Annotated in this window: 25 protein-coding genes; 12 read left to right on the plus strand and 13 right to left on the minus strand. The window is 48.5% G+C overall.

Translation table 11 applies throughout. From position 1 onward, the window contains the following. Positions 1-65: 65 nt before the first annotated feature. The 3 genes from MA03_RS01950 to MA03_RS01960 are packed head-to-tail and all read right to left on the minus strand — an operon-like array spanning position 66 to position 2,710. Positions 66-935, minus strand: coding sequence for an ABC transporter permease (locus MA03_RS01950; RefSeq protein ID WP_191118659.1), 870 nt, complete (start codon positions 933-935; stop codon positions 66-68). Beyond that, positions 883-1,722, minus strand: a complete 840-nt coding sequence (locus MA03_RS01955) for an ABC transporter permease (protein WP_191118660.1) — start codon at positions 1,720-1,722, stop codon at positions 883-885. The genes MA03_RS01950 and MA03_RS01955 overlap by 53 nt, the downstream gene beginning before the upstream one ends. Next, the gene (locus MA03_RS01960) at positions 1,706-2,710 is read right to left on the minus strand and encodes an ABC transporter ATP-binding protein (protein ID WP_052883663.1); all 1,005 of its coding nucleotides are present in this window, start codon (positions 2,708-2,710) and stop codon (positions 1,706-1,708) included. Before MA03_RS01960 ends, MA03_RS01955 begins: the two co-directional genes overlap by 17 nt. A gap of 79 nt (positions 2,711-2,789) precedes the next feature. On the opposite strand from MA03_RS01960, the gene MA03_RS01965 reads away from it, so the two are divergent. From MA03_RS01965 to MA03_RS01980, 4 genes are read left to right on the plus strand one after another with little or no spacing between them, the layout of a single operon-like run. Further along, complete coding sequence (locus MA03_RS01965) at positions 2,790-3,215, plus strand: PadR family transcriptional regulator (protein WP_191118661.1); 426 nt, start codon at positions 2,790-2,792, stop codon at positions 3,213-3,215. Positions 3,216-3,253: 38 nt separating this feature from the next. Next, entirely contained in the window at positions 3,254-4,861 is a 1,608-nt protein-coding gene (locus MA03_RS01970) for a COG1361 S-layer family protein (protein ID WP_191118662.1), read from the plus strand. Beyond that, positions 4,858-6,048, plus strand: a complete 1,191-nt coding sequence (locus MA03_RS01975) for an ABC transporter permease (protein WP_052883666.1) — start codon at positions 4,858-4,860, stop codon at positions 6,046-6,048. The genes MA03_RS01970 and MA03_RS01975 overlap by 4 nt, the downstream gene beginning before the upstream one ends. Next, complete coding sequence (locus MA03_RS01980; RefSeq protein WP_052883667.1) at positions 6,041-6,772, plus strand: ABC transporter ATP-binding protein; 732 nt, start codon at positions 6,041-6,043, stop codon at positions 6,770-6,772. Before MA03_RS01975 ends, MA03_RS01980 begins: the two co-directional genes overlap by 8 nt. A gap of 9 nt (positions 6,773-6,781) precedes the next feature. Here MA03_RS01980 and MA03_RS01985 read toward each other — a convergent pair whose 3' ends face one another. Then, positions 6,782-7,120, minus strand: coding sequence for a hypothetical protein (locus tag MA03_RS01985; RefSeq protein ID WP_191118663.1), 339 nt, complete (start codon positions 7,118-7,120; stop codon positions 6,782-6,784). A gap of 75 nt (positions 7,121-7,195) precedes the next feature. Continuing rightward, positions 7,196-8,410 carry a hydrogenase formation protein HypD gene (hypD, locus tag MA03_RS01990; RefSeq protein ID WP_052883669.1) on the minus strand — a complete coding sequence of 405 codons (1,215 nt, stop codon included), beginning with the start codon at positions 8,408-8,410 and terminating at the stop codon, positions 7,196-7,198. A gap of 180 nt (positions 8,411-8,590) precedes the next feature. Here hypD and MA03_RS01995 point away from each other — a divergent pair, with 180 nt between their 5' ends. Further along, a complete protein-coding gene (locus MA03_RS01995; RefSeq protein ID WP_052883670.1) occupies positions 8,591-9,934 on the plus strand; it encodes an FAD-dependent oxidoreductase in 1,344 nt (447 codons plus the stop codon). Between the two features lie 57 nt (positions 9,935-9,991). On the opposite strand, the gene MA03_RS02000 is transcribed toward MA03_RS01995, so the two are convergent. Then, entirely contained in the window at positions 9,992-10,846 is an 855-nt protein-coding gene (locus MA03_RS02000; protein WP_394326352.1) for a GNAT family N-acetyltransferase, read from the minus strand. Positions 10,847-11,032: 186 nt separating this feature from the next. Between MA03_RS02000 and MA03_RS02005 the strand changes: the two genes are divergently transcribed. Further along, positions 11,033-11,956: a CPBP family intramembrane glutamic endopeptidase gene (locus MA03_RS02005; protein WP_052883672.1), complete on the plus strand. Its 924-nt coding sequence runs from the start codon at positions 11,033-11,035 to the stop codon at positions 11,954-11,956. Between the two features lie 14 nt (positions 11,957-11,970). Further along, positions 11,971-12,105, plus strand: a complete 135-nt coding sequence (locus MA03_RS08975; protein ID WP_257719666.1) for a hypothetical protein — start codon at positions 11,971-11,973, stop codon at positions 12,103-12,105. 65 nt (positions 12,106-12,170) lie between these two features. Here the strand turns inward: MA03_RS08975 and MA03_RS02010 are convergent, their stop codons facing one another. Next, positions 12,171-15,479, minus strand: a complete 3,309-nt coding sequence (locus MA03_RS02010; RefSeq protein ID WP_052883673.1) for an Eco57I restriction-modification methylase domain-containing protein — start codon at positions 15,477-15,479, stop codon at positions 12,171-12,173. Further along, entirely contained in the window at positions 15,442-15,690 is a 249-nt protein-coding gene (locus tag MA03_RS02015) for a hypothetical protein (RefSeq protein WP_219731644.1), read from the minus strand. The genes MA03_RS02010 and MA03_RS02015 overlap by 38 nt, the downstream gene beginning before the upstream one ends. 582 nt (positions 15,691-16,272) lie before the next feature. Between MA03_RS02015 and MA03_RS02020 the strand changes: the two genes are divergently transcribed. Further along, positions 16,273-16,854 carry a protoglobin domain-containing protein gene (locus tag MA03_RS02020; RefSeq protein WP_052883675.1) on the plus strand — a complete coding sequence of 194 codons (582 nt, stop codon included), beginning with the start codon at positions 16,273-16,275 and terminating at the stop codon, positions 16,852-16,854. A 116-nt stretch (positions 16,855-16,970) separates the two neighbouring features. Here MA03_RS02020 and MA03_RS02025 read toward each other — a convergent pair whose 3' ends face one another. Beyond that, positions 16,971-17,255: a hypothetical protein gene (locus tag MA03_RS02025; RefSeq protein ID WP_052883676.1), complete on the minus strand. Its 285-nt coding sequence runs from the start codon at positions 17,253-17,255 to the stop codon at positions 16,971-16,973. A gap of 194 nt (positions 17,256-17,449) precedes the next feature. On the opposite strand from MA03_RS02025, the gene MA03_RS02030 reads away from it, so the two are divergent. The 3 genes from MA03_RS02030 to MA03_RS02040 all read left to right on the plus strand — a co-directional run bounded on the left by MA03_RS02030 (position 17,450) and on the right by MA03_RS02040 (position 21,854). Further along, the gene (locus MA03_RS02030) at positions 17,450-18,958 is read left to right on the plus strand and encodes a metallophosphoesterase family protein (protein WP_052883677.1); all 1,509 of its coding nucleotides are present in this window, start codon (positions 17,450-17,452) and stop codon (positions 18,956-18,958) included. A gap of 405 nt (positions 18,959-19,363) precedes the next feature. Next, positions 19,364-19,807 carry a pyrimidine dimer DNA glycosylase/endonuclease V gene (locus tag MA03_RS02035; RefSeq protein ID WP_052883678.1) on the plus strand — a complete coding sequence of 148 codons (444 nt, stop codon included), beginning with the start codon at positions 19,364-19,366 and terminating at the stop codon, positions 19,805-19,807. 115 nt (positions 19,808-19,922) lie between these two features. Beyond that, positions 19,923-21,854 (plus strand): molybdopterin-dependent oxidoreductase, encoded by a 1,932-nt coding sequence (locus tag MA03_RS02040; RefSeq protein ID WP_052883679.1) that lies wholly within the window; start codon positions 19,923-19,925, stop codon positions 21,852-21,854. Between the two features lie 7 nt (positions 21,855-21,861). On the opposite strand, the gene MA03_RS02045 is transcribed toward MA03_RS02040, so the two are convergent. Beyond that, entirely contained in the window at positions 21,862-22,155 is a 294-nt protein-coding gene (locus MA03_RS02045) for a ferritin family protein (RefSeq protein WP_052883680.1), read from the minus strand. Between the two features lie 27 nt (positions 22,156-22,182). Further along, positions 22,183-22,602: an NUDIX hydrolase gene (locus MA03_RS02050; RefSeq protein ID WP_236944908.1), complete on the minus strand. Its 420-nt coding sequence runs from the start codon at positions 22,600-22,602 to the stop codon at positions 22,183-22,185. A 234-nt stretch (positions 22,603-22,836) separates the two neighbouring features. Between MA03_RS02050 and MA03_RS02055 the strand changes: the two genes are divergently transcribed. Next, positions 22,837-23,328 (plus strand): nitroreductase family protein, encoded by a 492-nt coding sequence (locus MA03_RS02055; RefSeq protein ID WP_052883681.1) that lies wholly within the window; start codon positions 22,837-22,839, stop codon positions 23,326-23,328. Between the two features lie 117 nt (positions 23,329-23,445). Here MA03_RS02055 and MA03_RS02060 read toward each other — a convergent pair whose 3' ends face one another. Together MA03_RS02060 and MA03_RS02065 are read right to left on the minus strand one after the other, a co-directional pair. Then, the gene (locus MA03_RS02060; protein WP_052883682.1) at positions 23,446-24,342 is read right to left on the minus strand and encodes a VIT1/CCC1 transporter family protein; all 897 of its coding nucleotides are present in this window, start codon (positions 24,340-24,342) and stop codon (positions 23,446-23,448) included. Positions 24,343-24,382: 40 nt separating this feature from the next. Further along, positions 24,383-25,318, minus strand: a complete 936-nt coding sequence (locus MA03_RS02065) for a carbohydrate kinase family protein (protein ID WP_052883683.1) — start codon at positions 25,316-25,318, stop codon at positions 24,383-24,385.

Consider the following 25,318-nt stretch of genomic DNA (forward strand, 5'->3'; position numbering starts at 1 on the left):
AACGCTCAGAACTTTGGAGATGTTCTACGGGAATACTGTAGGCACGTCTGTAAACTCTACTGGCCTTAATATTTGGCTAGCTCACCCGTTTTCTTTGAGTTTTTCTCGATTAGATTAAGTAGAATAAATCCAGCCATATTTAGGAGGAGCGTCGACAATACAAGTATTATCCACTCACATTTGACGGGGATCAAAGTAGGCATTCCCAACGCGTGATACCTGAGAATTTCAGAGATGTAGGTGAAGGGCAGGATCATCGAGACAACACGAAGACTCTCCGGCAGGCTGGAAACCGGGTAAAAAACTCCCGAGATACCCAGTATTATGAATTGAAGGATGTTATTTAGAGGCCCCGCGTCCTTAAAGCGTAAGACGAGAGCCCCGTATAAGAGGCCGAAGCCCATCGAAGTGAATAGTCCAAGGAGAAGTACGAGTAGGACTGGAAGCGGGTCAAAGATGATGACCTGAATGTTAAAGAGAAGCTTGAAGAAAACGTAGGTATAGGCTATCGTTAAGGTTAAGCTGATGATGCGTGCGAAAATATTTCTAGCGAAAATCAACACTCTGTTCGCGTTTGTCAGGTAGATAAACTCTAGAGTACCCATTTGTTGTTCTCGGCGAATAGCCATTCCGAAGCTCCATAAGCCATATGAGACTATGTCCCAGAGGATCATAGCCCATAAGAAAGAGTTTAACACGAGGGGGTTGCTCCATTGACTTTTGGGTAGAAACATCAAAACCGGGAAGATTAAGAGAACGAGCCACGCGGGCGCAGTTATGATGTCAGCTATGATCCAGGCAGGGTATCTAAGGTAGATCTTCAGGGCTACTCTGGACACCCATGAGAGTTCTACAAGTAGCGCTCTAGGACCTTTAACGAACCTAGTATTTCGCGAGTTCTCCCTTACTACGAGCCTCGACCTCCCATCTCTCATATACAAACCTCCCCAGGATTAAGTAGAGTAGGCTAAGTCCCAGCATGATTGCAATTTTTTGTTGGAAGTCAAGGCTGGTGGCTGACACTTGAATTATTTGCCTGAGAAGCTGAGACGCATGTGTAGTTGGCAGTAGAGAGGCGGCAAGCCTGACTATGCCAGGGAAGACTTCCAACGGGTAGAAGAATCCCGATAACATTGCTATGAAAGAATTAATAGTGCTTGCAACAGCCCATACTTCCTTAAACCTCATAGTGAGAGCTGCCACCGCTAAGCCTATACCCGCTAGGGGGAGAAGACCGAGTAATATAATTAGGGAAGCAACCAGCCAGTCGAGTGGGCTTAATAGCGAGCCCTGTAGTGCGACGACAACTGTCAAGTCGATAGTGAATACTATTAGGATGAGAATCGACTGTGCTACCGCGTGGAATATCCAGACGAGAATTGTGTTGTTCGGGGTCAGGTAGTGTAGTTCGAAGGTGCCCATGAGTTGTTCCTCACGAATTACACTAGACATGTTCTCCACCATGATCATACTAGATATCATCAAGACTCCCCCTAGGGTAAAGTACAATAGTGGACTCTTGACCCCTGTGTTAACGGTAAAGTTGTCCAGGGCTGAGTATCCGGCCACAGCATAGCCTATACCCATGAAGAGCCATGACATCATGAATGGCATAGCCATAATCGTGAAAAGGCTTCCGACATAGCGTGTGAACAGTTTCGTCTCCTTCATCAAGATGCTGATAAACAAGGCTGCGTAGAGGAACCTAGGCCTGGCTCTCAAGTCTTTCACCAGTGTAATAAACGAATACATCCTCGAGAGTAGGCTCTATACTCTTCACACTAAGCATCTTATTGTCGGTCCTGAGTAGGTGTTCGAGCACCTCTCTCAGTGACCCTTTCTCGTCGAGTATTACCTTTAAATCAACTCTGCCCGCTGAAGGGTCAAGCCACTGATGAGCCATGCTAACCACCCCATCAAGACCTCTCAGAGTTTCAAATGCACCATTATCTTTAACTCCAATCAACTCTATTTCAAGAATGCTTTTGCTTGATATTCTTCTCTTCAGATCTGAGGGAGAACCGACCGCCAGGATTTTTCCCTTATTTATAATGGCAACTCGGTCTGACAGCACGTCGGCTTCAAACATGTTGTGTGTTGTCAGAAGCACTGTTTTGCCCTTTTTCTTTAGTTCCAAGATGATTTCCCGGATCTTCCTAGCAGAGTTCGGGTCTAAGCCTATTGTCGGCTCATCTAGGAAGAGTACAGGGGGGTCGTGAAGCAATGCCCTAGCGATGTTGAGCTTAGACTTCATACCCGTACTGTACTCTTCGACTAGTCTGTCAGCGTCCTCTTCAAGGCCGAGTAGAGATAACAACTCATCAACCCTATCTTTAGCCCAGCCGGGCTCAAGATGGTAAAGACTTGCAAAGTAGAGGAGGTTTTCCCTGCCGCTGAGCTTCCAGTAGAAGCCGCGGTCACTGTAAAGGCTTACACCTATGCTTTCACGGACTTTTTCCGGCTCTCGAACTACATCGTATCCGTTGACGTAAGCCTCGCCTGAGTCCGGCAATAGGAGCGTGCTTAGGATCTTAATCATGGTTGTCTTACCGGCTCCGTTGGGACCCAGAAGGCCGAAAACTTCTCCAGAAGATATCTCAAACGAGACATTTTTCAGAGCCTCGACGACCTTCTTTCTACCCCTGTAAAATGAGGAACGCTCACGGCTTATGAAAGTCTTTGAGATGTTTCTCGCTTCAACTGCAAGCACTCAGCTCCACCTGTACACTCTTAACAGCTATCCCAGTGAACGTTTTTAAATGAGTATCGGTATCGGAAACCGATATACGATGCACATGTATTTGACCAGGTTTGCTCGCAACCCTTTGCGTGTTTTAGTCTTGACTCTATTGAGAAACAGGCCCATGAGCGGGATAGAGATAATAAACCAAGTCGAACTTATAACAGGTGGATTATGGAGGCCCTCTCCGGGAAGTGTTTATCCTCTACTTCGTGAACTCGAAAATGAGGGCCTAATAGAGCACACTATTGTTAATGGACAAAAATTATACAGCTTGACGGATAAAGGCCTCGTTGAAGTCGAGGAGTGTGGTCTCGGAATTAAACCGGCCACAATAGAGGATGTGATCAGAGTGATAGAAGGCTATGTTGATTTCCTAAAGGATTACGTTGCACAGAACAAGCTAAACAAAGAAGCTAAGGAGAAATTGATGAGGATAATGAAAGAGCTCGAGAACGTGGCTTCAAATTCATAAGATTTATTAATCTACCGTCGCTTGTATCGGTGTCCGATATGAGGAAAAACATCATCAGGGAGAGTAAGGTGAGCCGCCCAGCCGTATTCCTACTTATTATCCTCTCAACTATCGCCGTACAAGGGGTATATTCTGCCCCTATTCCTCAAGCTTCACAATCTAGCACTAGGACTGGAGCCACTTATATCTTCACGATAGAAAGCATAAGCGTAGTGGACCTTTCAGGAACTACAAAGACAGTTACTGTCGCCGTAACATATTACGGTAGGTATACCCTTTTAGGCTCAAGCATTTCACTTCAGCCACAGTGTAACGCCTCTGTGCTTTCAGGTCAGCCAGTCCTATTAGGGTCTTGGAGGCCTGGCACGACAAAGATAGCAACCTTCACGGTTGACGGTACGAACGCTACGACTCATTGCCCGGTAGGGATACTTGTCAGCTGGCAGGATAGCTGGGATGACGCTTATGGTATGAACACCCAGATGGGAGGATCTACTTTGATAAACACGGAGCTTGTTGCGTGCTGGCTCACCGATCCGAGAGTAAGCGTAAGTCCTCAAATGGTTTACATGAATACCATAAACAGCGCTGTGATAGAGATCGCTAACCAGGGGATCTCTGACATGCGAGATGTCACTGTGAGTATAAATGGTCAGGGAGTAACCCTGTTAAACATTACTGTCCCATTATCTTATAATGTCGGCTTACTTGCAGGAGGCTCAAGGATACGTATACCCTTGCAGCTTGTTCCACAATCCAGCTTTCCAGCGTTATTAGTTACTTTATCATACGTAGACTGTACGGGTAATGCAAGGTCGTCTACCTTCAACATACCGCTTTACGCTACCCAGGGTCAGAGCATAATAGTGATCCCTGATCCTGCAACAGTTACCGCCGGGGCGACAAACAAGATAACGCTAAGGGTGGTAAATCTCGGCTCGATCACCGCGAAAAACCTGCAGGTCATACTCAACCTTCAGGGATCTCCCTTGGCAATTACACCCTCCGTACTGGGGATTGGAGACTTAAACCCCGGTGAGATCAAGACATTCCCTGTAAGGGTAGAGGTACCCAGCACCGCCTCAACGAGCACACCTGTATCCTACCAAGCAATATATAACACGCCTGGCAGCGGCCTAACCTACACCCAGGGATCATTCACCTTATTCATTCTTCAAAGGTCGTCGGTAACCATCACGTCGATTGAGGTTGTCCCTCAAACAGTTGAGGTGGGCTCTAACGTTGTGTTTGCCTTGAGCCTCATAAACGACGGAACCTACCCGGTCTACGCCGTAAACGTCTCAGCATACCCTGGTGAAGGCCTCGTCTCGTCAAGGACACTTTACACTTACCTTGGCCAGCTAAACCCACAGGTTCTGACGAGCGTACCTTTCTCGTTCAAAGCACTAAAAGAAGGCGACTACGAGGTTCGATTCCTGGTTACATACGTTGATGCCTATGGTAACAAGGGCTCTGCGGAACGTGTGTCCTTCGTCAAGGTAGTTAAACCCTCCGCGTCGACAACCAGCTCGCCCCGGACTTCCGCCAACCCCACCTCGTTGCTCCTAGGTGGATTATTCCTCCTATTAGTCGCTTTGGGCGTTTACCTTTATAAGCGTAGGTCAAAGAAGGGTGCCGGGAGTTGAGATTCTCGGAGTACTTCTATTTGGCTTTCACAAGTCTAAAGGAGAAACGCGGAAGGGCGATCGGCGCAATAATCGGGGTCACAATAGCTGTCCTAGCCCTGAGCCTAGCGTTGGGAATAGGCGAGAGCTTTCAGAAAACCTTTGTGGAACAGCTTCAGAGGACAATAGCCGCTAACAGTATAATCGTGACAGGCGGGTATACAGGAGGTTTCAGCGACGCGGACATAGCCTACTTTAAAAGGATACCCGGCGTGAAGGACGCCTTTGGACTTGCAACTACTACTGGTGTTACGATCACATCTTCCGGCGAGCAACCAGTCACCTTGGTGGCTATAGACCCTCAACGCCTGCCCGATTTCCTTGGCGTCTCAGATATGCGTCAAGTAGTGGCTGAGGGGTCTACACAGCCGAGCGGGCTAGGCGTACTCGTATCATACAACCTTTGGAGTGACCCGAATACGGGGCAAAGGATCCTGGACGTCGGCTCCCCTCTCGTGGTACGTATCAAGTCAAAGAGCATCCAGCTAGTGGTTTCAGGTCTCATGGTTCAGTCTTCAAGCATGATGGGGGGCTCGGTGGGGCCTCCAAGCGGTACTGCCTATATATACATGGATCCATCCACCTACTTTACCTATGTTTCCAACACTAGAAACTATGCAGCGGTTATAATATTGGTTGGGGATCTATCAAGGCTGGATCAGATAACAAAGGAAGTTAGGGCGGTTGCCCCTCCCGGATCCAATATAATTTCTGCGGCTTCCATGGTGAGCCAGTTCACGGCACTTGTAGGAGCCCTTGAGACTTTCATCGGATTGGTCTCGGCTGTCGGCATGGGTGTGACAGCCCTCTGGATATTTGACAGCACAACAATCAGTGTTGTTCAGAGGACAAAGGAGATAGGCATATTGAAGGCGCTGGGCTACACGAGTTTGGACGTGCTCATAATATTCCTTCTCGAGGCTATCATAATATCAACAATTGGAATAGTGATAGGTCTCTCACTTGCCCTGATTCTCTCAATGTTTGTAAAAATACCTATGTTTACCCTTCAAATAGGGCTGACGCTCACGCCAAGCGTCGTGGCTCTCTCTTCACTTCTACCTCTCTTCATGAACGCGCTCGCAGCATATATCCCTTCACGTAGAGGGGCTTCCCTTAACCCTGTGGAGGCGCTCAGGTATGAGTGAGATAATTATCCTTGAGCATGTATCCAAAATATACAATAGCGCCTCAGGCCCCGTAATTGCAGTAAACGATGTTTCAATGAGCGTGAGACAAGGAGAGTTTTTTGCAATAGTGGGGCCAAGTGGTAGCGGAAAAACCACCATGTTACACCTTATAGGGGGTCTCGACCGGCCTACCAGCGGGAAAATAATAGTCGCTGGGAGGGAGATTTCTAGCCTCAGGAGCGATGAGTCGCTGAGCCGATACAGGAACGAGATCGTAGGCTTCGTATTCCAGATGTTTTACCTGGTTCCTCGCTTGAAAGTGATCGAGAACGTCGAACTGCCCTTAATTAAAAAAGGAATCCAGAGGGATGAGAGGAGGAAAATGGCTCTAGAAGCCTTGAGAATGGTGGGTCTTGAGAGCGCTGCGCTTAAATACCCTACCCAGTTGAGTGGGGGAGAGCAGCAGCGAGTGGCCATAGCCAGAGCTATAGTCGGAAGGCCTAGGATACTTCTCGCGGACGAGCCCACGGGGAACCTAGACGCGAGGAACTCTCAGGTAATCATGGATGTCTTCAGGAAATTAAACCAGGAGTACGGCATAACCATTGTAATGGTTACTCACAACCTTGAGCTAATATGGTATTGTGACAGAGTGGCTAGGATGCAGAGCGGCTCGCTCGTAGATATTTATACTCCTGACACTTATGACCAGCTGATCGTAAGCTTTGTCAAAAAATTATAGCTTTAGCAATCAAGGCTGGGAAAAGTACCTATCCAACCCCATTCTCCTACTCCCTCTCAGACCTTCCGCTACCTGTTCAGTAAGCTGTTCCCAGGAGAGGCTCCCATCTATAGCCCATCTCGCGATTAGACCAGTATAAGACTTCAGGAATGAGAGGAAGCGCGGCCAGGAGATTCCTTGCCTTCTAAGCTCTGGTCCCCAGTACTCCCACAGGTATCGGGCGAGTATGCTTCCGCTCCACACGGCTAAGCCCAGAGCTCTATTGCCGAGCTCTTTACTTAGAGCTTTGTAAAGCTCAGATATTCTCAACTTTATCTCTACAGGCTCTGGAGGCTGAGCTAGGCTCAATACCTTTCTCCTGGTTTTAATTATGTATAGCAAGCTAATATTATTTTTTCATTAAACTATATTCGTCTTAAAAATTTACAATCCTAGCTCTCTGGCGATTTCATCTGCTACTCCCCCACCACCAAACCTCGCCCATACAGCACACGTTCCCTCGAGGGAAACCATGCATGGACCATAAGGCTTTTCGGGTGTACACTTCTTTAAGAACATGGGGCAATCTGTGGGCTTAGCCTTCCCGAGCGTCACCTCCGCACACCTGCAACCCGGCGGGGTGTCCTTTCTCCACTCTTCTGGCCTGATCTCCTTGATCCCGAACTGCTTGAAAGCATCCATCCTCGCGAAAGAGTCGCGTAACCTTAGACCGCTTAACGGGAAGAAGCCTATACCTCTCCAAGCATCGTCAACCGTTTCGAATACTTTATGTATCATAGCCTGCGCCTTTAAATCCCCGCTCCAGGTGACCGCCCTCGTATACTCGATCTTCACCTTCGCTTCTCGTGAAATAATTTGCCGGAGGATCTCGGCTATGGACAACAGGACATCCAAGGGCTCAAACCCTGAGACCACAACGGGCACAGAGTAATTTTCGGCCACAGGCTCCCATGCCTTAGCACCTGTTATAGTCGACACATGTCCCGGTGCGATGACCCCCATAACGGGGGGCTCTGGTGGCTTTTCGCGGAGAATATCCATAGCGTAAAACATTGCGGGGGGCGTCAGCTTAGCCAGGCTTAAAAGTTTTAAGTTATCGGGCATCTTACCGCTTAGAACGGCCTGAGCGTATGCTGGAGCAGCCGTTTCAAAGCCTATACCTAGGAAAACAGCCTCCTTTCCATTATTCCTCGAGTCCTTGATAGCTTCTAGGATGTTCAACACAAGCTTGACGTCACCACCCATTGCCTTAGCTTCCTCGAGAGACGTGACGCCACGTACCTCATTTATTGTGCGAAGCTTGTAGGTGTCTCCATAAGTGTAGACGCGGATACCGTCAAGTGACAGCCTTATAGCATCTTCAATGTATTTCGAAGGTGTAACACAGACTGGACACCCGGGTCCAGCTACGAGCTCTAGCCCCTTCGGCATCAAGCTTCTCAAGCCAAAATGAACGATAGTCCACTCGTGAGTGCCACAGAAGTTCATAATCTTGATGCTGTCAAGTCCGAGTACTTTCCTTGCCTGGTTAAACCTTTCATGGATGACTCTGGATAACCTCCGTGCTAGCTCCTCGCTCCCCCTGAAGGTTCTTTCTAACTCTTCAATGGTTCTGACGTCTGTAGCTCCTGGCTTCATTACCTATTTCTTGTACTAATTCAGCCTCCCAAAATATAAGCTTCGCCTATGAGCCGTTAGTAAAAGCTTACATATCACTGTTCTAATCATGCTGGCCCACAGGAGTATATTCCGCGATATGTAACATGATGTATTAACAAATGCCTTAATACGGAAAAACGCTCAAGCCAACGATGCCATATGGCAACTAAAAGATACGACGTTGTAATTGTTGGTGGAGGTGCCGGTGGGCTTGCAACAGCCCTTGCACTGAAAACACTCCGCTCAGACCTTAAGGTTCTAGTAATAAGGAGGACAAAGTCACAACCCGTGCCCTGCTCCGTACCATACATTGTAGAGACTATAGGCTCATTAGAGGGGTGCCTTATCCCTGACTCAATACTTACAAGCTCCGGCGCAGAGCTCCTAATAGACGAAGTCGTTAAGATTAACCCAGAAGAGAAGTTTGTGCTAACTTCGAGCGGCAGGAAGATCAACTATGACAAGCTAGTTCTTTCAATGGGAACAAGCCCTGCGAAGCTAAACATACCGGGTATTGGCTTGAAGGGCGTCGTCCTCATATCAAAGGAAGGAGAACCTCTAGCTCAGGCCCTAGAGGTATTAAAGAATGCGAAACGCATCGTGATAATAGGTGCGGGATTCGTGGGAATGGAGTATGCGGATGACCTGGCAAAGGGGCGTGAAATACACGTCGTTGAGGTTTTAGACGAGGCTCTGGCCCTTTCCTTTGACAAGGAGTTCGGAGAAATCGCCAGGAAGAATCTAGAGGCTAAGGGAGTAAAGTTTCACCTTAAAACGGGGGTAAAGGAGATATTAGGGAACGGAAAAGTTGAAAAGGTACTCCTGAGCAATGGTAATCAATTGGATGCAGACGCTGTTCTTATCGGGGTAGGAGTAGCACCAAATACCGAGATAGCCAGAGAGGCCGGTATTGAGTTGGACGAGCAGGGACACGTTATCGTGGACTCCTTCATGCGTACAAACATCCCTGACATCTACGCGGTGGGAGACATAGCCCAGAAAAGAGACTTTTTCACCGGGAAACCCATCCGTGCATACTTTGCAACCCTAGCAGTCTTCGAGGGCAGAGTTGCAGCAATGCATATAGCGGGGGTAAATCCATCTAAAGGCTGCGAAGGAATACTGCCAGTCTTCTCCACTACCATCGCTGGAACAGCCCTCACTGCAGCGGGACTCACCGAGAGCGCGGCGGAAAAGCTCGGCTTGAAGGTGATAGCCGTCACAGTGGAGGCACCCAACCGACACCCAGCTAGTCTTCCCGGAGTCTCCAAGATAAAGTTTAAAGCACTCTTCTCGAAGGGTGATCTACGACTTGTAGGAGTTCAAATTGCAGGGCCCGAATCCGTTGGCGAGATGATTAACTATGCAGCGGCTGCAATCCAGAGCAACCTCACAGCCTATGACATCGTAAAGCTACAGTACGCGACTCACCCACTTCTAACCACATCACCAATAGTTTACCCACTACACATGGCAGCTTTAAGTGCAATCAGCCAAAAATGAACAGTACCTTTCATATCTAATAACTTTCCCTCGTAGAACAAAAATAACTCGTGTTCTCTAACGCCCGCCATCGCCAAGATCTTTTTCCAATAGATATTCTGTCTTGTGTGCGCGGAAACCAGCCTTGTAGAGCTCTTCTACAATTTTCTCCTTAGTAGAGTCAACGGGTATCGTTATAAGATGGATATCAGATTGAAGCGCGATGGAGCGTAACCCGTTAAGGAGGGCCCATAGTGCGTCGATAGAACTATATGAAGAAAGAGCTACATAGTCTATGAAGAGCTCGTCGTCCATGGAGAACTCTGCAAGCCCTTTTACACGGGTCCCCCTGTAGACAAGCAGGGCCTTCTCACCAGTTGAGTACCTCTTATACACCATCCTGTCTACAGGCTCGGTAAGCGTGCTCCACCAAGTTGTAGGCTTGAAGCTTTTAAGCCTCCTTATCGAGGAAGCCTTCTTAAGCTTTAGTGTAAAAGCATTCATAGGCATCTCGACTAGACGTGAGGGATCTGCCGCGAGGAACAAGATGACTCCTTTCACATTGTACCCCCTCTTAAGATAGAAGTCCAAGGCCCTAAGGTTGCCCTCCTTAACGCTCAACGCGACTCTCTCAACATCCTCTCGCTTTAAGAGTTCCTCCACGGCCTGAATGAGCTTGCCCCCGATACCCATGTCCCTGTAATCTGGATCCACAGCTAGACTGTCAATATAAGCAAGCTCCCTGTACTTGTAGGCAATTATGAAGCCTACGACCCTCCCGTTAACCTCTGCCACTAGGACTTTCCGTCGTCTCGAACGAACGCCAATCATGGCCTTGAACCACTCGAGGTCTTCCTCGTCGAGCCCCTCAAGCGATTTCAGGTGAATACGAAATATGCACTCGGCGTCACGGGAACGCGCGGGTCGAACTATAACCTCGGTTGATCGGCTTCCGCTCGAGAAGGAAGCTTTGAGTCAACTCATTAAATTAGACCACCTGCCGACACGTATGATAAACGAGAGATTTTTAAACTTTTCGTTTTACAGAAACTATATCTTTCAATAACCCAGGGAAAGCAATATATTTCCTTATACAGGACTCGCATACATGAATCACTTATGGATAATACGACGTTCAAGAGGGTTTTACTATTCACTCTTCTAGCCTATCTCCTCGCTTTTCTAGTCGACTTCATTCTTTTTGCGACGAAAGGCTATGAGCACCGTCTCGCACTTAACTTGTGGGCTTTTTCCAGAATGTGGATTGTCACTATAGCAACCATTATCTCTCTCAGGGTTCTCGGTGAGAATGCGTGGTCGACGTTAAAGAGCCATTTGGCAATACACAAGAGATCCATTATTCTTTTCCTAGCTGCTCCCTTATTTGTATATGTTGCTCTTGGGGTCTACATCGGTATAGCTGAGCCACTAGGGCTCTTCGACTTCAATTCTTATGTAAACAAAATACGAGAAGTCCTGGGAAGCCAGCTCCCGCAATTAATGGAGGGAGATCTACGAGATCTTGCTGAAAGGATCGCGTATTCGACTGTTACGGTCAATGCATATATAGCAGCCATAACCATTAACGCGTTTTTCGCCCTTGGAGAAGAAATCGGTTGGAGGGGATACCTGTACCAGCAGCTCGGCTACACACCTAACCTTAAAAACACTATAATAATCGGTACGATTTGGGCATTGTGGCATGCACCTGCAATCCTCTTACTAGGATACAATTACCCTGCTAGTAGAATATTTGGGCTCTTGTTCTTTATCCCTCTCGGCATAGTTCTCACATATCCACTCCTACTATTCACAAGTCATGCGAAAAGCGTCTTACCAGCGGCTTCACTGCACGGAGCATTCAACGCGCTATGGCCTCTAACCCTAATAGCATCTAATCTCCCAGCCTTCCAGCGAGAAACGTTACTTGGCCTAGGATTACTTGGGATACTCTCACTAATCATTGCCGATCTATTCCTTTACGTTGTTCTACACCTGAAAAGACTACACCTCCCGCACCCTGGAGGGTTGGGGTTTCCTTAGGGCGGGTCACGGGTTTGTTGATTACCGCCCTCACCTTCACTACTTCACAGCTGGTGGCTGATAGACACCCCGCAGCTCCCTCAAACACTGTTGATTCTCCTCTCGGGCATGATGTAGATTATCCACGGGAGGAACGCATTGAGGATTAAGAAGACGAAGATGTCGATAAGCCAGGGTGGGTGGAGAGGTGGCTACTGCGCGACTCAATTACACGTTATCTATAGTCTAGGAGTGTATTAGTTCCCTTTACACTTAACAACTCCACAACTAGCCTATCAATCTCGTTCAACAAATCTCTCAGGTTTTCTCTAATTGTCGCTCTCAGCCGGCCCATTTCCTGCGGCGTTAGATAGCTCCTTTCCGCCAGACTCTCGTCGTAGCCCAGACTTTGCAGAACCTCTTTTAGCAATCCCTTGCAGACACTCTCCCTGGCAGTCCTGCCAAGCTCTGCGAGCTTTATATGGCGCTCGTCCATAGGATTCAACCTGGGTATGGGGAACTCAAGTGGTTTTTTGTGGAAGTGTCTTGCGCCAAATTCTCCCTTTGTTTGAAACGGCTTCACTAGTCTATCCAGCACCGGCGAGTTCAGTGCGGCGGCCAAGTAATCCGCCTCCTCCAAGCTGTTCACATGTGCTACATAAAGCGTATGATCGATAATTATGTCTCTCAATTCCAGCTTAACATCTCCCGCCAGTGTTTTAACCGTTATGTCTTGCGGCCCTACGGGAACGACTGCCGCCGTTAAATAAGTGCCGGATGTGTTGTACACTACGCGGTATTTCGCAGCCGGGTCGTGCGACGTCAGCTTGTTCTGGTAATTCAACCACTCGTAGATGCTCGCCCGCTCCTTCTTCCTCCCTCTGTACTTCTCCCACAGTCTCTGCGCCTCCTCCATCCTCTGCGCCATGTAGCCGTGGCCTCTGCCCCTGAGGGCGTCGGGCGCCAGGAGGGCGTACCCGCGGCCCCGCGGCTCGATGGGCAAAACGGCTATCGAGGGTTGGAGGTAGCAGAATGGCACCAACTCGCTGGATGTCAGCACAGCATACAGGTAAATCATCTCCACTGGTCTCTGCGCTATGGCCAGCTGCAACGCCTTCGCCTCTTTGCGCTCTACCGCCCGCTTAGAAGACCTCACGATAGCTAACTCTTCGCCGACGACGCCGACTACATCCACGAAAAATATCGGTCGCGGAACGACCGTTGCGCCTTCCTTGAACCTTTCGTAGTAGTAGGAGCGGGCGGTTTTGATCTCCGGCAGCTGCACGTAGCTCCACGCGCTCCTCTCGCCGCTTGTGTTTAGGAAGAGATCGCGGCGCTCGTACCTGAGGGCCGCGTCCCCGAGGCTCAGCGTTTTTTGCCTGTCCTCCGGCAATCTGCCGCTCACTACGGTGGCAGGGATCGGGTACCGCACTCCCCCCTCCCTCTCCTTCTTCGCGATGATGGCGCACGCCGGCACGTAGAAGAGCGGCGAGACCTTCTCGAGGTCTATCACCTCCAGGAACGTGTAGCTTATACGCGAGACCTTGCCCGTCCGTAGGTTGTGATGCTGATCCGCACTGAATACGGAGCGCGGCATCACGAACCCCACGGCTCCCCCCTCCTTCAGGTACATGTCCAGCGCCCTCGCCAGGAACAGGGCCGCCATCTCCATTTGGGTGATTAATTCGTCCTTCGTGGTCAGCTGGTAGTAGTCTTTAATCAGTGGTTTGATCACCTCCTCCTGGTATTTCGTGTCGGCTATAAAGCGGTAAGAGAGCCACGGCGGGTTGCCGACCACGCAGTCGAACGTACCGGAGTACGCCTCCGGTACGATGTAGCTCTCCACAATAGAGACCCATATGGAGTCTCTTCCAAGCCTCTTCAAAGAGAGGAGGGTATCGTAAAAGTCCGCCATCACCGCGGCCTCTGCCTCCGAGAGGATCGCTCTGAAGCTCTCAGCAGCGTGCTCCTTGGGCATCTCCCTGTCCAGGAGATTTTGCAGCTCTTCCATGGCCGGCTTTATCTTCCCGGCTGCCAATTTGGGGACGACGAACGTGTCCACCGAGGTGTCTATAACCACCGTCGGCACTACCTGATTCTTGACGAGTGTGCTCGTTTCGCTGTAGCTTGCGGGGGCGATGGAGTTGGCGAGGTATACGGGTATCTCGATGTCCCTGTCGCCCTTGTGCTTAAGCACGCGGATGCTGGCTAGCGCTATGAGGTAGTTGGTCCTCGCCGTGAGGAGCGCCAGCGCGTCTATGTCGAAACCTACAACGTTCTGGGTGATGAGTTGAAGTGTCTCTCTGGCTGCCTCGTCCGAGATGGAGCCGTTAAATTTCCGATTCAGGTATTCGCCCAGCCTCTGTATGTACAGCACCAGGAAGGTGCCGGTGCCCACGCCGGGGTCTAGGATCCTCTTGCGCAGGGGAGCGCGCCAGTCCTCTGCCCCCTCCCTGAGCATGTTCTCCACTGTCAGCCCCAGTTTGTCGAGCACTAGTTCGGCCAGCCAGTCGGGCGTGGTGTATATGCCGAGTTTCTGCCTCACCTGTCTCCGCGGCACCAACTCCTCGTACAGCACCTTAAACACGTCGCGGGCGCGCGAGGGGCTCAGTTCAAGCGCCTCCACGTCGAACTCGGCAAGCCTCTCCACAACCCCCCTCACCGCCTTATACACCTCAGCATCCCACGCGTCTATATACCAACTGTAGAGCTGGCCCTCTAGCAGGTTCCTAACGCCGTACCAGGCCATGGGACTGCCCTGCTCAAGCCTCGCTAGAGCCTCCCTAAGCCTGTCTGACTCCCCTGCACCTTTTCGGAGCTCATCCATAAAGGAGGAAATCGCGGAACCGTAGAATCCCTTCCGCGCCTCGCGTACTTGAGCGTCCTCGCCTTGTGAGGAAATTTCTGATTTTGAGAACCTGCTTGCCACCTCAGCGGCCAGCATCTTAAGGATGAGGGCGTAGTAGGTCTGTATGGCGAAGAAAAGCCTGGAGCCGTCCACACCCCTTTCTTCAATTCCGTACATCTCGGCTACCTCAGACACCTCGGCTCCCGCCCCTGGATATGTCTGAGAGACAAGCTTTACCCACTCTTTGTATAGATCCTCGGCTCTCCCGCTTATATTTTTCAGTTTATTGTAAAAGGTCTTCACAGCTTCTTTAGCTATCCCGCTTCCGTAGCCGAATTCAGCGGAGAGAGTGGCGGCGTCGAGACTTTTGCGCCAGGAGGCGGTGATGTGCTGTACAATAAGCCTCACGGAATCCTCATTAATGTTAAGGAGATCTGTAACTTCTAGCCTTCCGCTGTCCACGTTGTATTTCGCGAACATGACCCTCACCCCGTCGGTTATGACGCCGGCGATGACAGGGCTCAGTTTCTTTTGCTGTATCTGATTGAGTATCGCCTTTACATTCTCATCGTTCAGCAGGGCCGGTATGTACTTCTCGGTTACCTGCTTCTTCGCCTCCTCTCTGACGCTCTCGCTGGCAAGGCCTGGGTAGGGCCTCTTAAACTCGAAAAAAAACCATGCCGTAGTATGCGTCAATTCTGTAGTGTCTTACTAGGAAGCCCTCTTTGGCGTAGACTGTATACTCGTAGTAGGGCCTTGGCGCCCCAAGCGGAGACAGAACCTCTTCGTAGAGGATGCGGTCAAACCTATCCCTAAGGTTGTCCTCGCTACACTCCGGCTTTCTCTGTCTGCACAGGATCTCGAATTCTCTACCCACTTCCAGCAGTTTGTTTGCAACCTCGTCCAACTTGACGCGGGTAACCACATACCTAATTACGCTGGTTCAGTATTAAATAAGCAATGCGTGGCATAATGTAGTGTAATCTGACCTTCTTCCGCACTCTGAATGGTGGGGGTTTTCGTTTGGGCGGGTCACGGGTTTGTTGTTTACCGCCCTCGCCTTCACTACTTCACAGCTGGTGGCTGATAGACACCCCTGCTGCGCTCGTCTAGCGGTAGACCACGGGCCGGTCCTTCAGCCTAATGCCCCTATCCCTCACCACGGAGGGCCTCTCATCCGTTTTTCCCGGGACACGTGGCCACGCCGTTTTTTATTCCTCAACAGTTTAAAGTAGTTTTACCCCGCGCATGTAAAAAGCGAGACTCGTCGTTTTTAACTTCATTAATCATATCAATGAGGCCTCGTTCCATCTAAGTCCTAGCAGGAAGATCCCGTTATAGGACGCATAGATTCCATCAACAATGGGTTGAAGAGGATATCTGCTTTGCACTCTTTATATTATACTCATTTTTTAACTGAATAAGATAAATATCATGATTCGAGCAGATGATTGTTATCAAATAAACAAAAACGAGGTGTCAGCTCTACATGAATAAATATAATGATCTTGTTTCAAAAATAGGCGATTTTTCACGGCTTGCGAGAAATTTCCTAGGGATCACTGACAACGATGTAGAGCTCCTGCATCAAATGAAGGACCGTGTTTCGCCCACAATTGAGGCCGTCATCGCACAAGCGGCTACTTCCTTGTTGAATGACCCCCAGGGACAAGAGTGTATTAAACAGTCAGGCCTTAGCCATGAAAGAGCCGTGGCTCTCTTCAAATACTGGCTAGAATCTGTATTCACAGGAAACTTTGATGAAAAACACGCCCTACTCGTTGCAAGAATCTCTCTTGCACATGTGAGAAACGGTGTTAGTGAGGATCTCATGATAGAGACCATGGGCGCTTTTAACAGGGAACTTTTAAAGCTATGCTCGACTCCGCAAGAAAGCATAGCTGTTACAAAGGCCCTTTACTGGAATCTAAGCATTATGATCTCCGCATACGAGTATATAAGAGGCCTCGTCAAGGTGAAGGCTTTAGGAGTAGAAAGAAACCTTGAGGAAAGACTTGTCAGGCTGTATGCGAAGGAAGTCTATACTGAGATTGCCAGGCATATGTACTAAAACACCATAATATTGCAGTGTGTGATCTCTCTTAATGTAAGATTTTCACGCTTAATTTTCTGCTACGCTTATCTTTCCGCTGCGAAGATTCCAGGAATATTCTACCTTTTCTCCCTCTAGCTTAGCATGCTCTTGAGGTAGGCGTAGTAGCCTTTGACGAGATCACCAGGGAAGGGATTTATCACCGTTGTATCCAGCATAGACCTCAATGACTCGTCTATTGTGTAGATTATTCTATTTCCTAGACTTTTCGCTAGCTTAATGAGGTAACAATCCCAAGCCTTGATTTTATGAAAAGCAGCGTTTTCTATTGCCTCCAGGTCATCCTCAGGGTGAAAACGGGGGTAGAAGGCCGGCGAGCGCGTGGCAAGCATCCCGACAAGTAATCTCTGTATTTCCACTGGGGGACTCGAAGGTACGTTGTAGCTATTTGGTACTCGCCAAGGACAACGATTACAGGTATTGCTGCGTGCTTTTTTGGCAAAAGCACCTCATATAAGAACTCGACTGCTGCCCCTCTCGCAAAGGCCGTCTAAAAGTAGTGGCTACACTAAAATATTTATGCACGCTCCGCTAGCGTTTAAACCTGAATAGGATGAAAAAAATAGAGGCCTATGCATTCTTGATAAGTGTATTACTTCTAGGCGTGTCCATATCTGCCGCGCCTACATCGACTCTTACCGATTTGCGAGCCAAGCCGATACCTGTTAACTTGCCCTGGTATCCAATCGTATTCTTCGGGGATAATAGACCAATTGACTACCTGGCAGACTACCCGCCAGAAGTATTCTATCATGCTATAAATGAGATCAACGCGATTTACCCCATAGCGGTCATAGGGCTCGGTGATCATGTCGGATACGGGTATGAGTCACAGTACAGAGTCTTCTACGAGATCATAAACTCTACAAGGCTTGAGAACACGTGGTTTATCATGGGTAATCACGAGGTAGTATATCCCGACGGCTGGAAGTACTGGTCACAATATATAGGTCCTCTAGACGCTATTAGAGACGATATCCCAGGCTGGAGGATAGCCCTGTTAAACACTGAGGCGGATGTCAAGCGTTGGGAGCAAGCTCTCAACCGGACTTATAGTGGCTTGGACGGTAGGAAGATCATTCTAGTTTTTCACAGGCCAGCTTACCCAGACGTGAACCACAATATAAAGCCCGAGCACAATGCTTCTCTTCACAAGTTCATGAACATGTATGGCTGGCCGGCAATCGCTGTTCAAGCGCATTGGCACGGCTGGGCTTCGCAAAGTTTTAATGGGACCCACTGGATCATAGCCGGTTCCGCCGGGGCACCCCTTTACCCTGTTAGCGATTGTAGGGGAAATGCCTCATGCGTCTCAGACTACCATTATCTGGTGATGGTTCTCTATCCAAATGGGACGTATTCCTATACACCCGTCTCCATCCCTAGGGGAAGTTTAAGCCTCAAGGTCTTAAATTCCACTGCATATTTAGTAGAAAACCGTAAGATCGACGTGTACGGCCGACCAGCAACGGTACCTGTCAGATTAAAGTACACTGTTGGAGATAGAATTTTATACGTGGTTCTCCTAGCCCCGGCAAATAAAACAATCATTGTAAACATCAATACCAAGCTTCAAAACAAACTCGAAACAAACGCCACCCTCTTCTACACTTACTACGTCACAACAGACCCCATACATGCCACTGTCGTAAGCTCCCAGCAGAGCCCGATCCTAGCCATCTATGGTCTCACAGGGATTCCAAAGTCATCTACAGAAGCACTCCAAACTTTGAATCCACCCCCGCCACCGCCTTCACAGTCCTCCAAGCCCACACAAGCTCCATCTACGCCCAAGACAACCTCTAATGCAACGCCGCCCGTTACGGCTACCCCGCAAGCCTCCCAGCCTTCAAGCTCTGTAAATATCTCCCAAACGACTGTTCCCGTCAATGCGACTCAACAAGTACCTGTTCCAACGACTACAGCTCCCATACAAGCTGAGCCAAAGCTTCTCATAACCCCGTCTACAGCACTGCTGATAATAACCCTGGCAGCCCTAGTAATAGCCGGCATAACAGTGTATATAAGAAGGAAACAGACAAGTGTCTCCCGACCAGCATAGCTCACTTCTACAAGCAGCTTAGGTTTTGAAAAGCCCTTATCCCCTTTTTGGAGAGAAAAATTTTAGGAAAAATAGAGAGAGGCTAGACGAGGCAGTGGAAGTTATGAGCAAGCACAGCCTGACTCTCCGGACCCAGGGACAATAAGATTAGACTCGAATAACTTCTCCCAGCACTTCCTGCAAACCCATACTCCCCCTAGTTCCTTGTGTGTAGCCCAGAGAAGACTTTCTGCTTCTTGTCCACAAATGGCGCACCTCATATTTATCCATTTATATATTCAAGAAGAGATTTTTAGCTTTTTCGACTCTTACCACTCATCATTGACGTGTCATCAACGCCTGAGAAAAACTTAGAATAGTATATTCAAGCAAGAGTCTAAAAAGCTGTGCCTATTTCTTAAAAGTGTGAGGTTGTGGTCCATACATCCCAGATACCTTGACAGGTATGGGCTCCTAGGCCTTTGGCGCGAAGCGCTTCTAGCACAGAAAGTCCTCGAAGGGCTAACCAAGGGTTACACGTCCCATCCCCAGCTTGAGAGATTCAGGGCTACAAGTGATCCGGTACTGTACATCGGTACATACTTGTATCACGTCTACGACGAGGGTGTAAAAAGGGGGTACAGCTTTAACAAGGATAAGATTATCAGATATGATCTGAGCCTAAGGCTTCCAGTGACTGAGGGACAGATTATCTTTGAGTTTAATCATCTGCTTAGAAAGCTCAAGGAGCGAGATCCATCTAGATACGAGGCGATACGTCGAATTAATAGAATAGAAACCCACCCTCTGTTCTACGTGGTTCCCGGGGACATTGAACCATGGGAAAAACGACGAGAATATCTGCTATGAGAAAAAAGCGTGAGTCTCCGAGTTAGAGGAACGAAGAAGGAGATTAATATTCATATTCTGGCATTGACCAACTTAACAACTTATTCATATACCTAACAGCTAATACTGTTTTTTCGTGAGTGAAAAACTCAGGCTTGTCTGCCCCCGCGACTGTTATGATACGTGCTTCATAGAGGTTGAACCCTTAAGCCTCAGATCCCGGGGTAGTACCCTTAATCCTGTAACAGGTGGGTTCCTATGCCCGCGTGGAAACGAGGACAGAAAAAGAGTATTCTCGAAGGACAGGGTTTTATACCCCTACGCGAGGCTTAACGGCAAGACAAGCGATTTTATACGTATTGATTGGGAGACGGCTTTAAATCTTGTAGCTGAAAAACTTAGTGACACATTGAGGGCTCATGGTCCAGGCAGAATCCTACATATTGAATATGCAGGCAACATGGGTCTTCTAACCATGTATTACCCTTTGAGGCTATGGAACAGGCTGGGAGCTGCACGGACCGACTGGAGCATATGCAGTAAGAGCGGGCACGATGCTCTCTCACTACATTATGGGTTAAGCTATGGAAGGCTCCCAACCGATATACCCTCATCAAAGTTGTTGATTTTCTGGGGTTTCAATGCCGCGGTCAGCGCACCACACATATGGAGGCTAGCCTTAGATGCGAGAGATAATGGCTCGTTCATAGTTTCCGTTGATCCAAGAAGGAGTGAAACTGCTAAACGTAGTGACTTTTGGATCAGTCCACGGCCCGGAAGCGATGTTGCACTGGCCTACGGTGTTGCTTACCACCTAATCACGGGAGAGCTCCTGGACTATGACTTTATAGAAAGGTATGGTGAAGGATTCGAAGCTTATAGAGAAGAAGTCTTGAAATGGACACCTGATAGGGTCGAGAGCATAACCGGAGTAGATGTTTATAGTGTTAAGAGACTCGCTGAACTTTATGCTAGTTTAAAGCCGAGTATAACGCTCATAGGCTTCGGGGTTCAGAAGCGTGTAGCAGGGGCCGATATTGTCAGGGCAGTCGCGCTTCTCCCGGCTTTGGTTGGAGTGCATAGGGGTTTCTATTACTCTAACAGTAAAGGCTTCTTTGTCAACACGGCAAAGATAAGCCTCGAGGACAGGTTTCAGCCCTCTAGAACTGTCAGCCAGGTAGCCCTAGCTGACCTCATTGAGAAAGGTGAATTCAATTTCATATTTATTTACAACTCGAACCCCCTCCTAACCTTACCGCGACCCGATAAGCTTCTACGGGGATTCATGCGAGAGGATGTTTTTGTTGTAGTACATGAGACACACTGGATCGAGACTGCAAGAGCAGCCGACGTGGTTCTACCAGCCCCAACTTTCTATGAGAAAACCGACGTTGTTATCCCATACGCCCACAACTACATAATGCTCTCTCGAAGTGTTCTTGAACCGCTAGGAGAATCACGGGACGAGGTGTGGCTGACTTGCAGGCTTTCCGAGAAGCTGGGGGTCGATAGAGATGTTTGCCTAGATCGTCACGAAGCTTTAAGGCTAGCATTGGAGGAAGCCATAGAGGGAAGCATAGATGAGCTTTTTAATGGTGCCGTGCTCACATTGAAGTACAGGCCTCTAAGCGAATATCAGACACCAAGCGGCAGGATAGAGTTCTATTCTAAAACAGCAGAGGAAAAAGGTTTTGATCCACTACCACGGGTAATTGAGAAACAGGAGGGTTTTGTCCTGCTTAACAGTGCGCATCCACTCTACACGCATACCCAGTTCCGGGACGTATATGGGGCTATTCCGGGCATAGTCCACATGAATGAGCATGACGCTCTAGAGCTTGGAATCTCCGAAGGAGAAACCATCGAAGTCTACAATAATCATGGCGTTGTCGAGTTGCGGGTACATATCACTCAGGACGTCCCACGGGGAGTCTTATGGTCCCCTAGAGAACTTATAGGACTGAACGGTGTAGCTCAAAATGTCCTCGTTGGAACGGAGGTTCAGAGGTTAGGAGGTGGTCCCACGTTTAATTCTACAAAGGTCATGGTAAGGAAAAAAGAAGGATAACGATACGTTATTTCTCCTCGGCAAGTTCTGCTACTTCCCGAGCCCCTTTCTCAAGCTCTCCAACCTGCTCTGGATCTAGGGTCTTCAAGAGGGCTAGGAACTCTCCCACGTGGGTCTTCTCCTCGCGGGCAACGTCCATGAAAACTTTCTTGACAAGTGGATCCTCAGCTGCATTGGCAAGCTGTACATACAGGTTTATTGCGTCCAACTCTGCAATAATAGCCAGTCGGATTGCCTGTGCAAGCTCATCTTTCGAGAAACGTTTACCACTAGGGATTTCAAGAGGGTTTTTTCCAAGCATATTATAAAATCTTAGCCTGCCTAGTATTTAGCTTTGTTGCTCATGGATGGGTACCCATCGTAACTTGTTTTCTAGTACTAGTCTCGCCAGGAATCTTGTCGATTTAGCCACGTCGTTTCGCGTGACTATCTCCTCTAATTCAAGCCATTTAGCGTCAAGAGCATCCCCGCCTGGCTTCAACTCACCAGATATGCTTTCAGGGTCGAAGAGAACTCCCAGTAGAACATAATGAAACCATACCCGAGCCTCCTTTTTGACTACTATGTTTGCGACAAAAGACACACCAACGGGTCTACCCTTTAGTCCTGTTTCCTCATAAAGCTCTCTGCTAGCAGCCTCGATTATACCCTCCCCAGCCTCAACAGCGCCCCCTGGGAGAGCCCAGAACCCCTCGCCGGGCTGGCTCCCTCTCTTAACCAATAGGAGTTTGTTCTCCCTGAGTAACACGGCACTAACACCCGCGATTGCATATAGAGGATATTCGCGGCTACACACTCCTTGGATCACCACAGTTTATAATTTAAGTCATCAATATATTATCTGTCCATTAGATCCTACACCTTTCAGTCTACCTGAGGCATCCTTGCTGATACCATGTACACGTTCTTTTCTGAGAGTAGCGAGGCTCTACGGCATGTATGACAAAAATATATATAATAAGGAATATATCGGGTAACTGTTATGTCTTGTGCCGACTTTTTAACCAGTAGACGAAGCATTAGAAAATTCATGCAGGAGCAAGTCCCTGATGATCTACTTTGGAAGGCTTTCGAGATAGCAAGGTTTGCCCCAAGCGCCCACAATAGGCAGCCTTGGCGCTTTTACCTCGTGCGAGATCGGTCTAAAATAACAAGACTCGCAGAGCTTCATAGATGGTCGAAGCCTATTCTAAACGCTCCAGTTGTGGTAGTGGTTTTCTCAGACGCGAGTATATCGCCTGTTTCGCATATCGTGGATGGCTCAATAGTAGCAACATACTTGTGGCTAGCGTTGCATTGTGTTGGCTTAGCTACAGTTTGGATATATACGCTTGAGAACGTAGAGGAGATAAGAGAGATATTAGACGTTCCTGACAATCTATATCCTATCGCTATATTCCCAGTAGGTTTCCCAGCTGAGTCTCCTCCTAAGAGGCCTAGGAAAGATCTAAAAGATCTTGTTGTAGAGGTATAATTCATTCCTAAAATATTCGCCGAATTCTCTACAAAGATCTTTTTACCTTTTATTTGGCCCATAGTCTACCATACTATAGTGTGTGCTTAGAGAGATACTTAACTTGGCATCTTATTGTTAGGGGAGAACTCCGGTAACCTCCTTAACCCATTCTCCAAAAAAGTAACCTATAGCTACGACAAGGAATATGATTCCTATGTTCTCAACGTAGTCTCTCAGGAAGGCGCGGTCCATTATTACAGCGCTGTAAAATGAGAATATTGCGAGGACAATGAAGGCTAGTATGAGTGACAAGACGAGGGCATGGAGGAGTGGGAGCCCAGCTAGGAATGGGGCTGTCAGGAGGATCACAGTGAGCATATACATGAGGCCTGTGACGATGGCTGTGGTACCTGGGGATTTACCTTTTTCCTGTTTTGACTGGAGGTATGCCGCGGCTGACATAGACATTGAGGCGCTCACTCCAACTATTAGTCCAGCAATACCTGTTGTAACGGAGGAAGCTGTATAGCCTAGGAAGCCCGCATGAACACCTGAGAGCTCGATTATGGCGTCGCTCATACCTAACGCTATAGCGCCTAAATGCTTCACTGCAAACTCTTCGAGCTGGTTTGTGAGGGACGTCTCATGTTCAACCTCGTCTTCAATTATTTTCTCGAGGATAACTTTCTTATCCTCCCCTAAAGCGCCGGATTCCAGTATTCCCCGATACTCGGCGACTACTTTTCCCTCATGTCGCTCAAGATACTTTATTGTGAAGACCTTACCCAGCACCCTAGAAAGGAGGATGAAAAGTCTAAGTCTTGCAAAGTCACGTGTTGTGAGCCGTACTTCACCTGAAAAAAGCTTCCAAAACTCATAGTGCGCTCTCTCTTGCTCGGACATCTTCATGAGTAACTGCTTATTCTCAGGTTTCTTCTCCCTCTTCGACATCTCTAGATAAAGGATGGAATCGAATAACTCGTCAAGAGCAAACTCGCGAGCTTTTACCACAAGTTCCTCCTTAGTGATCATTAGATTCGCGATTGTTCTAACACTTCTGTAAATAAAAGAGTTACTTGCTAGTGAAGCCAATTTTTCTCAGCTCAGCCTCGACCTCCGCGAGAGAGGGTATTTCGTGGGATCCAAGCCTTGTAACCTTTATACCTGCTACAACAGTAGCAAACCTAAGTGCGTCAGGCAGGGGGTATCTCTTCAAGCCCATTATTATGCCGGCTGCAAGTGCATCTCCTGCACCCGTGGTATCAACTACTTTTCCCGGTAGATATGAGGGGATTTCAAATTCTTCATCTCGCGTCGATACATAGACGCCTTTTCCCCCTCTTTTAACTACTACAATCTTTACGCCTGTATCGAGCAAGACCTGTGCAGCCTTTTTATAGTCTTCCTCACCTGTAATAGCAGTAGCCTCGATTTCATTGGGCAGTATGAGGTCTGCGTGTGACAATACCGGTCGCAAGGCTTCAAGGCCAAGCCTTGAAATCCTCCGTCCGGGATCAAATGAGACGAAGGCTCCTTTCTCCTTAGCATATCTAGCTGCTACTGCCGAGGTGTCTACGCGCAAACTTGCTATGTGGACGTGCTTTGTTTTCTCAAATACTTTTGCATTTATCTCCTCTGGCTTGAGTTCCTCTGAGACACCTTTATGCCCATACATTAAAATCTGGCCCGACGAGTCAATAATCACGATAGTGAAGCCCGTTTTCCCGTTTGTTGCTTGAATCCTTATGTTAGATACATCCACTCCCTCCTTGACAAGATCCTCGAGTGCGTTTTTACCAAAGTCATCGAAGCCTACCTTTGCTATGACCGTCGAGTTTCCTCCAAGCCTGCGAATCCCTATAGCAACATTGGCTGCGCTGCCGCCGACTCCGTGGCTCTGGCTAAGTATAGTGCTTTCCCTATCTGGCGCAGCAAACCTGTCAACGCTGAAGCGTAAGTCCAAGAGGACGTGACCTACAGTTATGGCGTCGTAGTACTCGTGAGACAT

The organism is Thermofilum uzonense, from assembly GCF_000993805.1.
GTDB classification, from domain to species: domain Archaea; phylum Thermoproteota; class Thermoprotei; order Thermofilales; family Thermofilaceae; genus Thermofilum; species Thermofilum uzonense.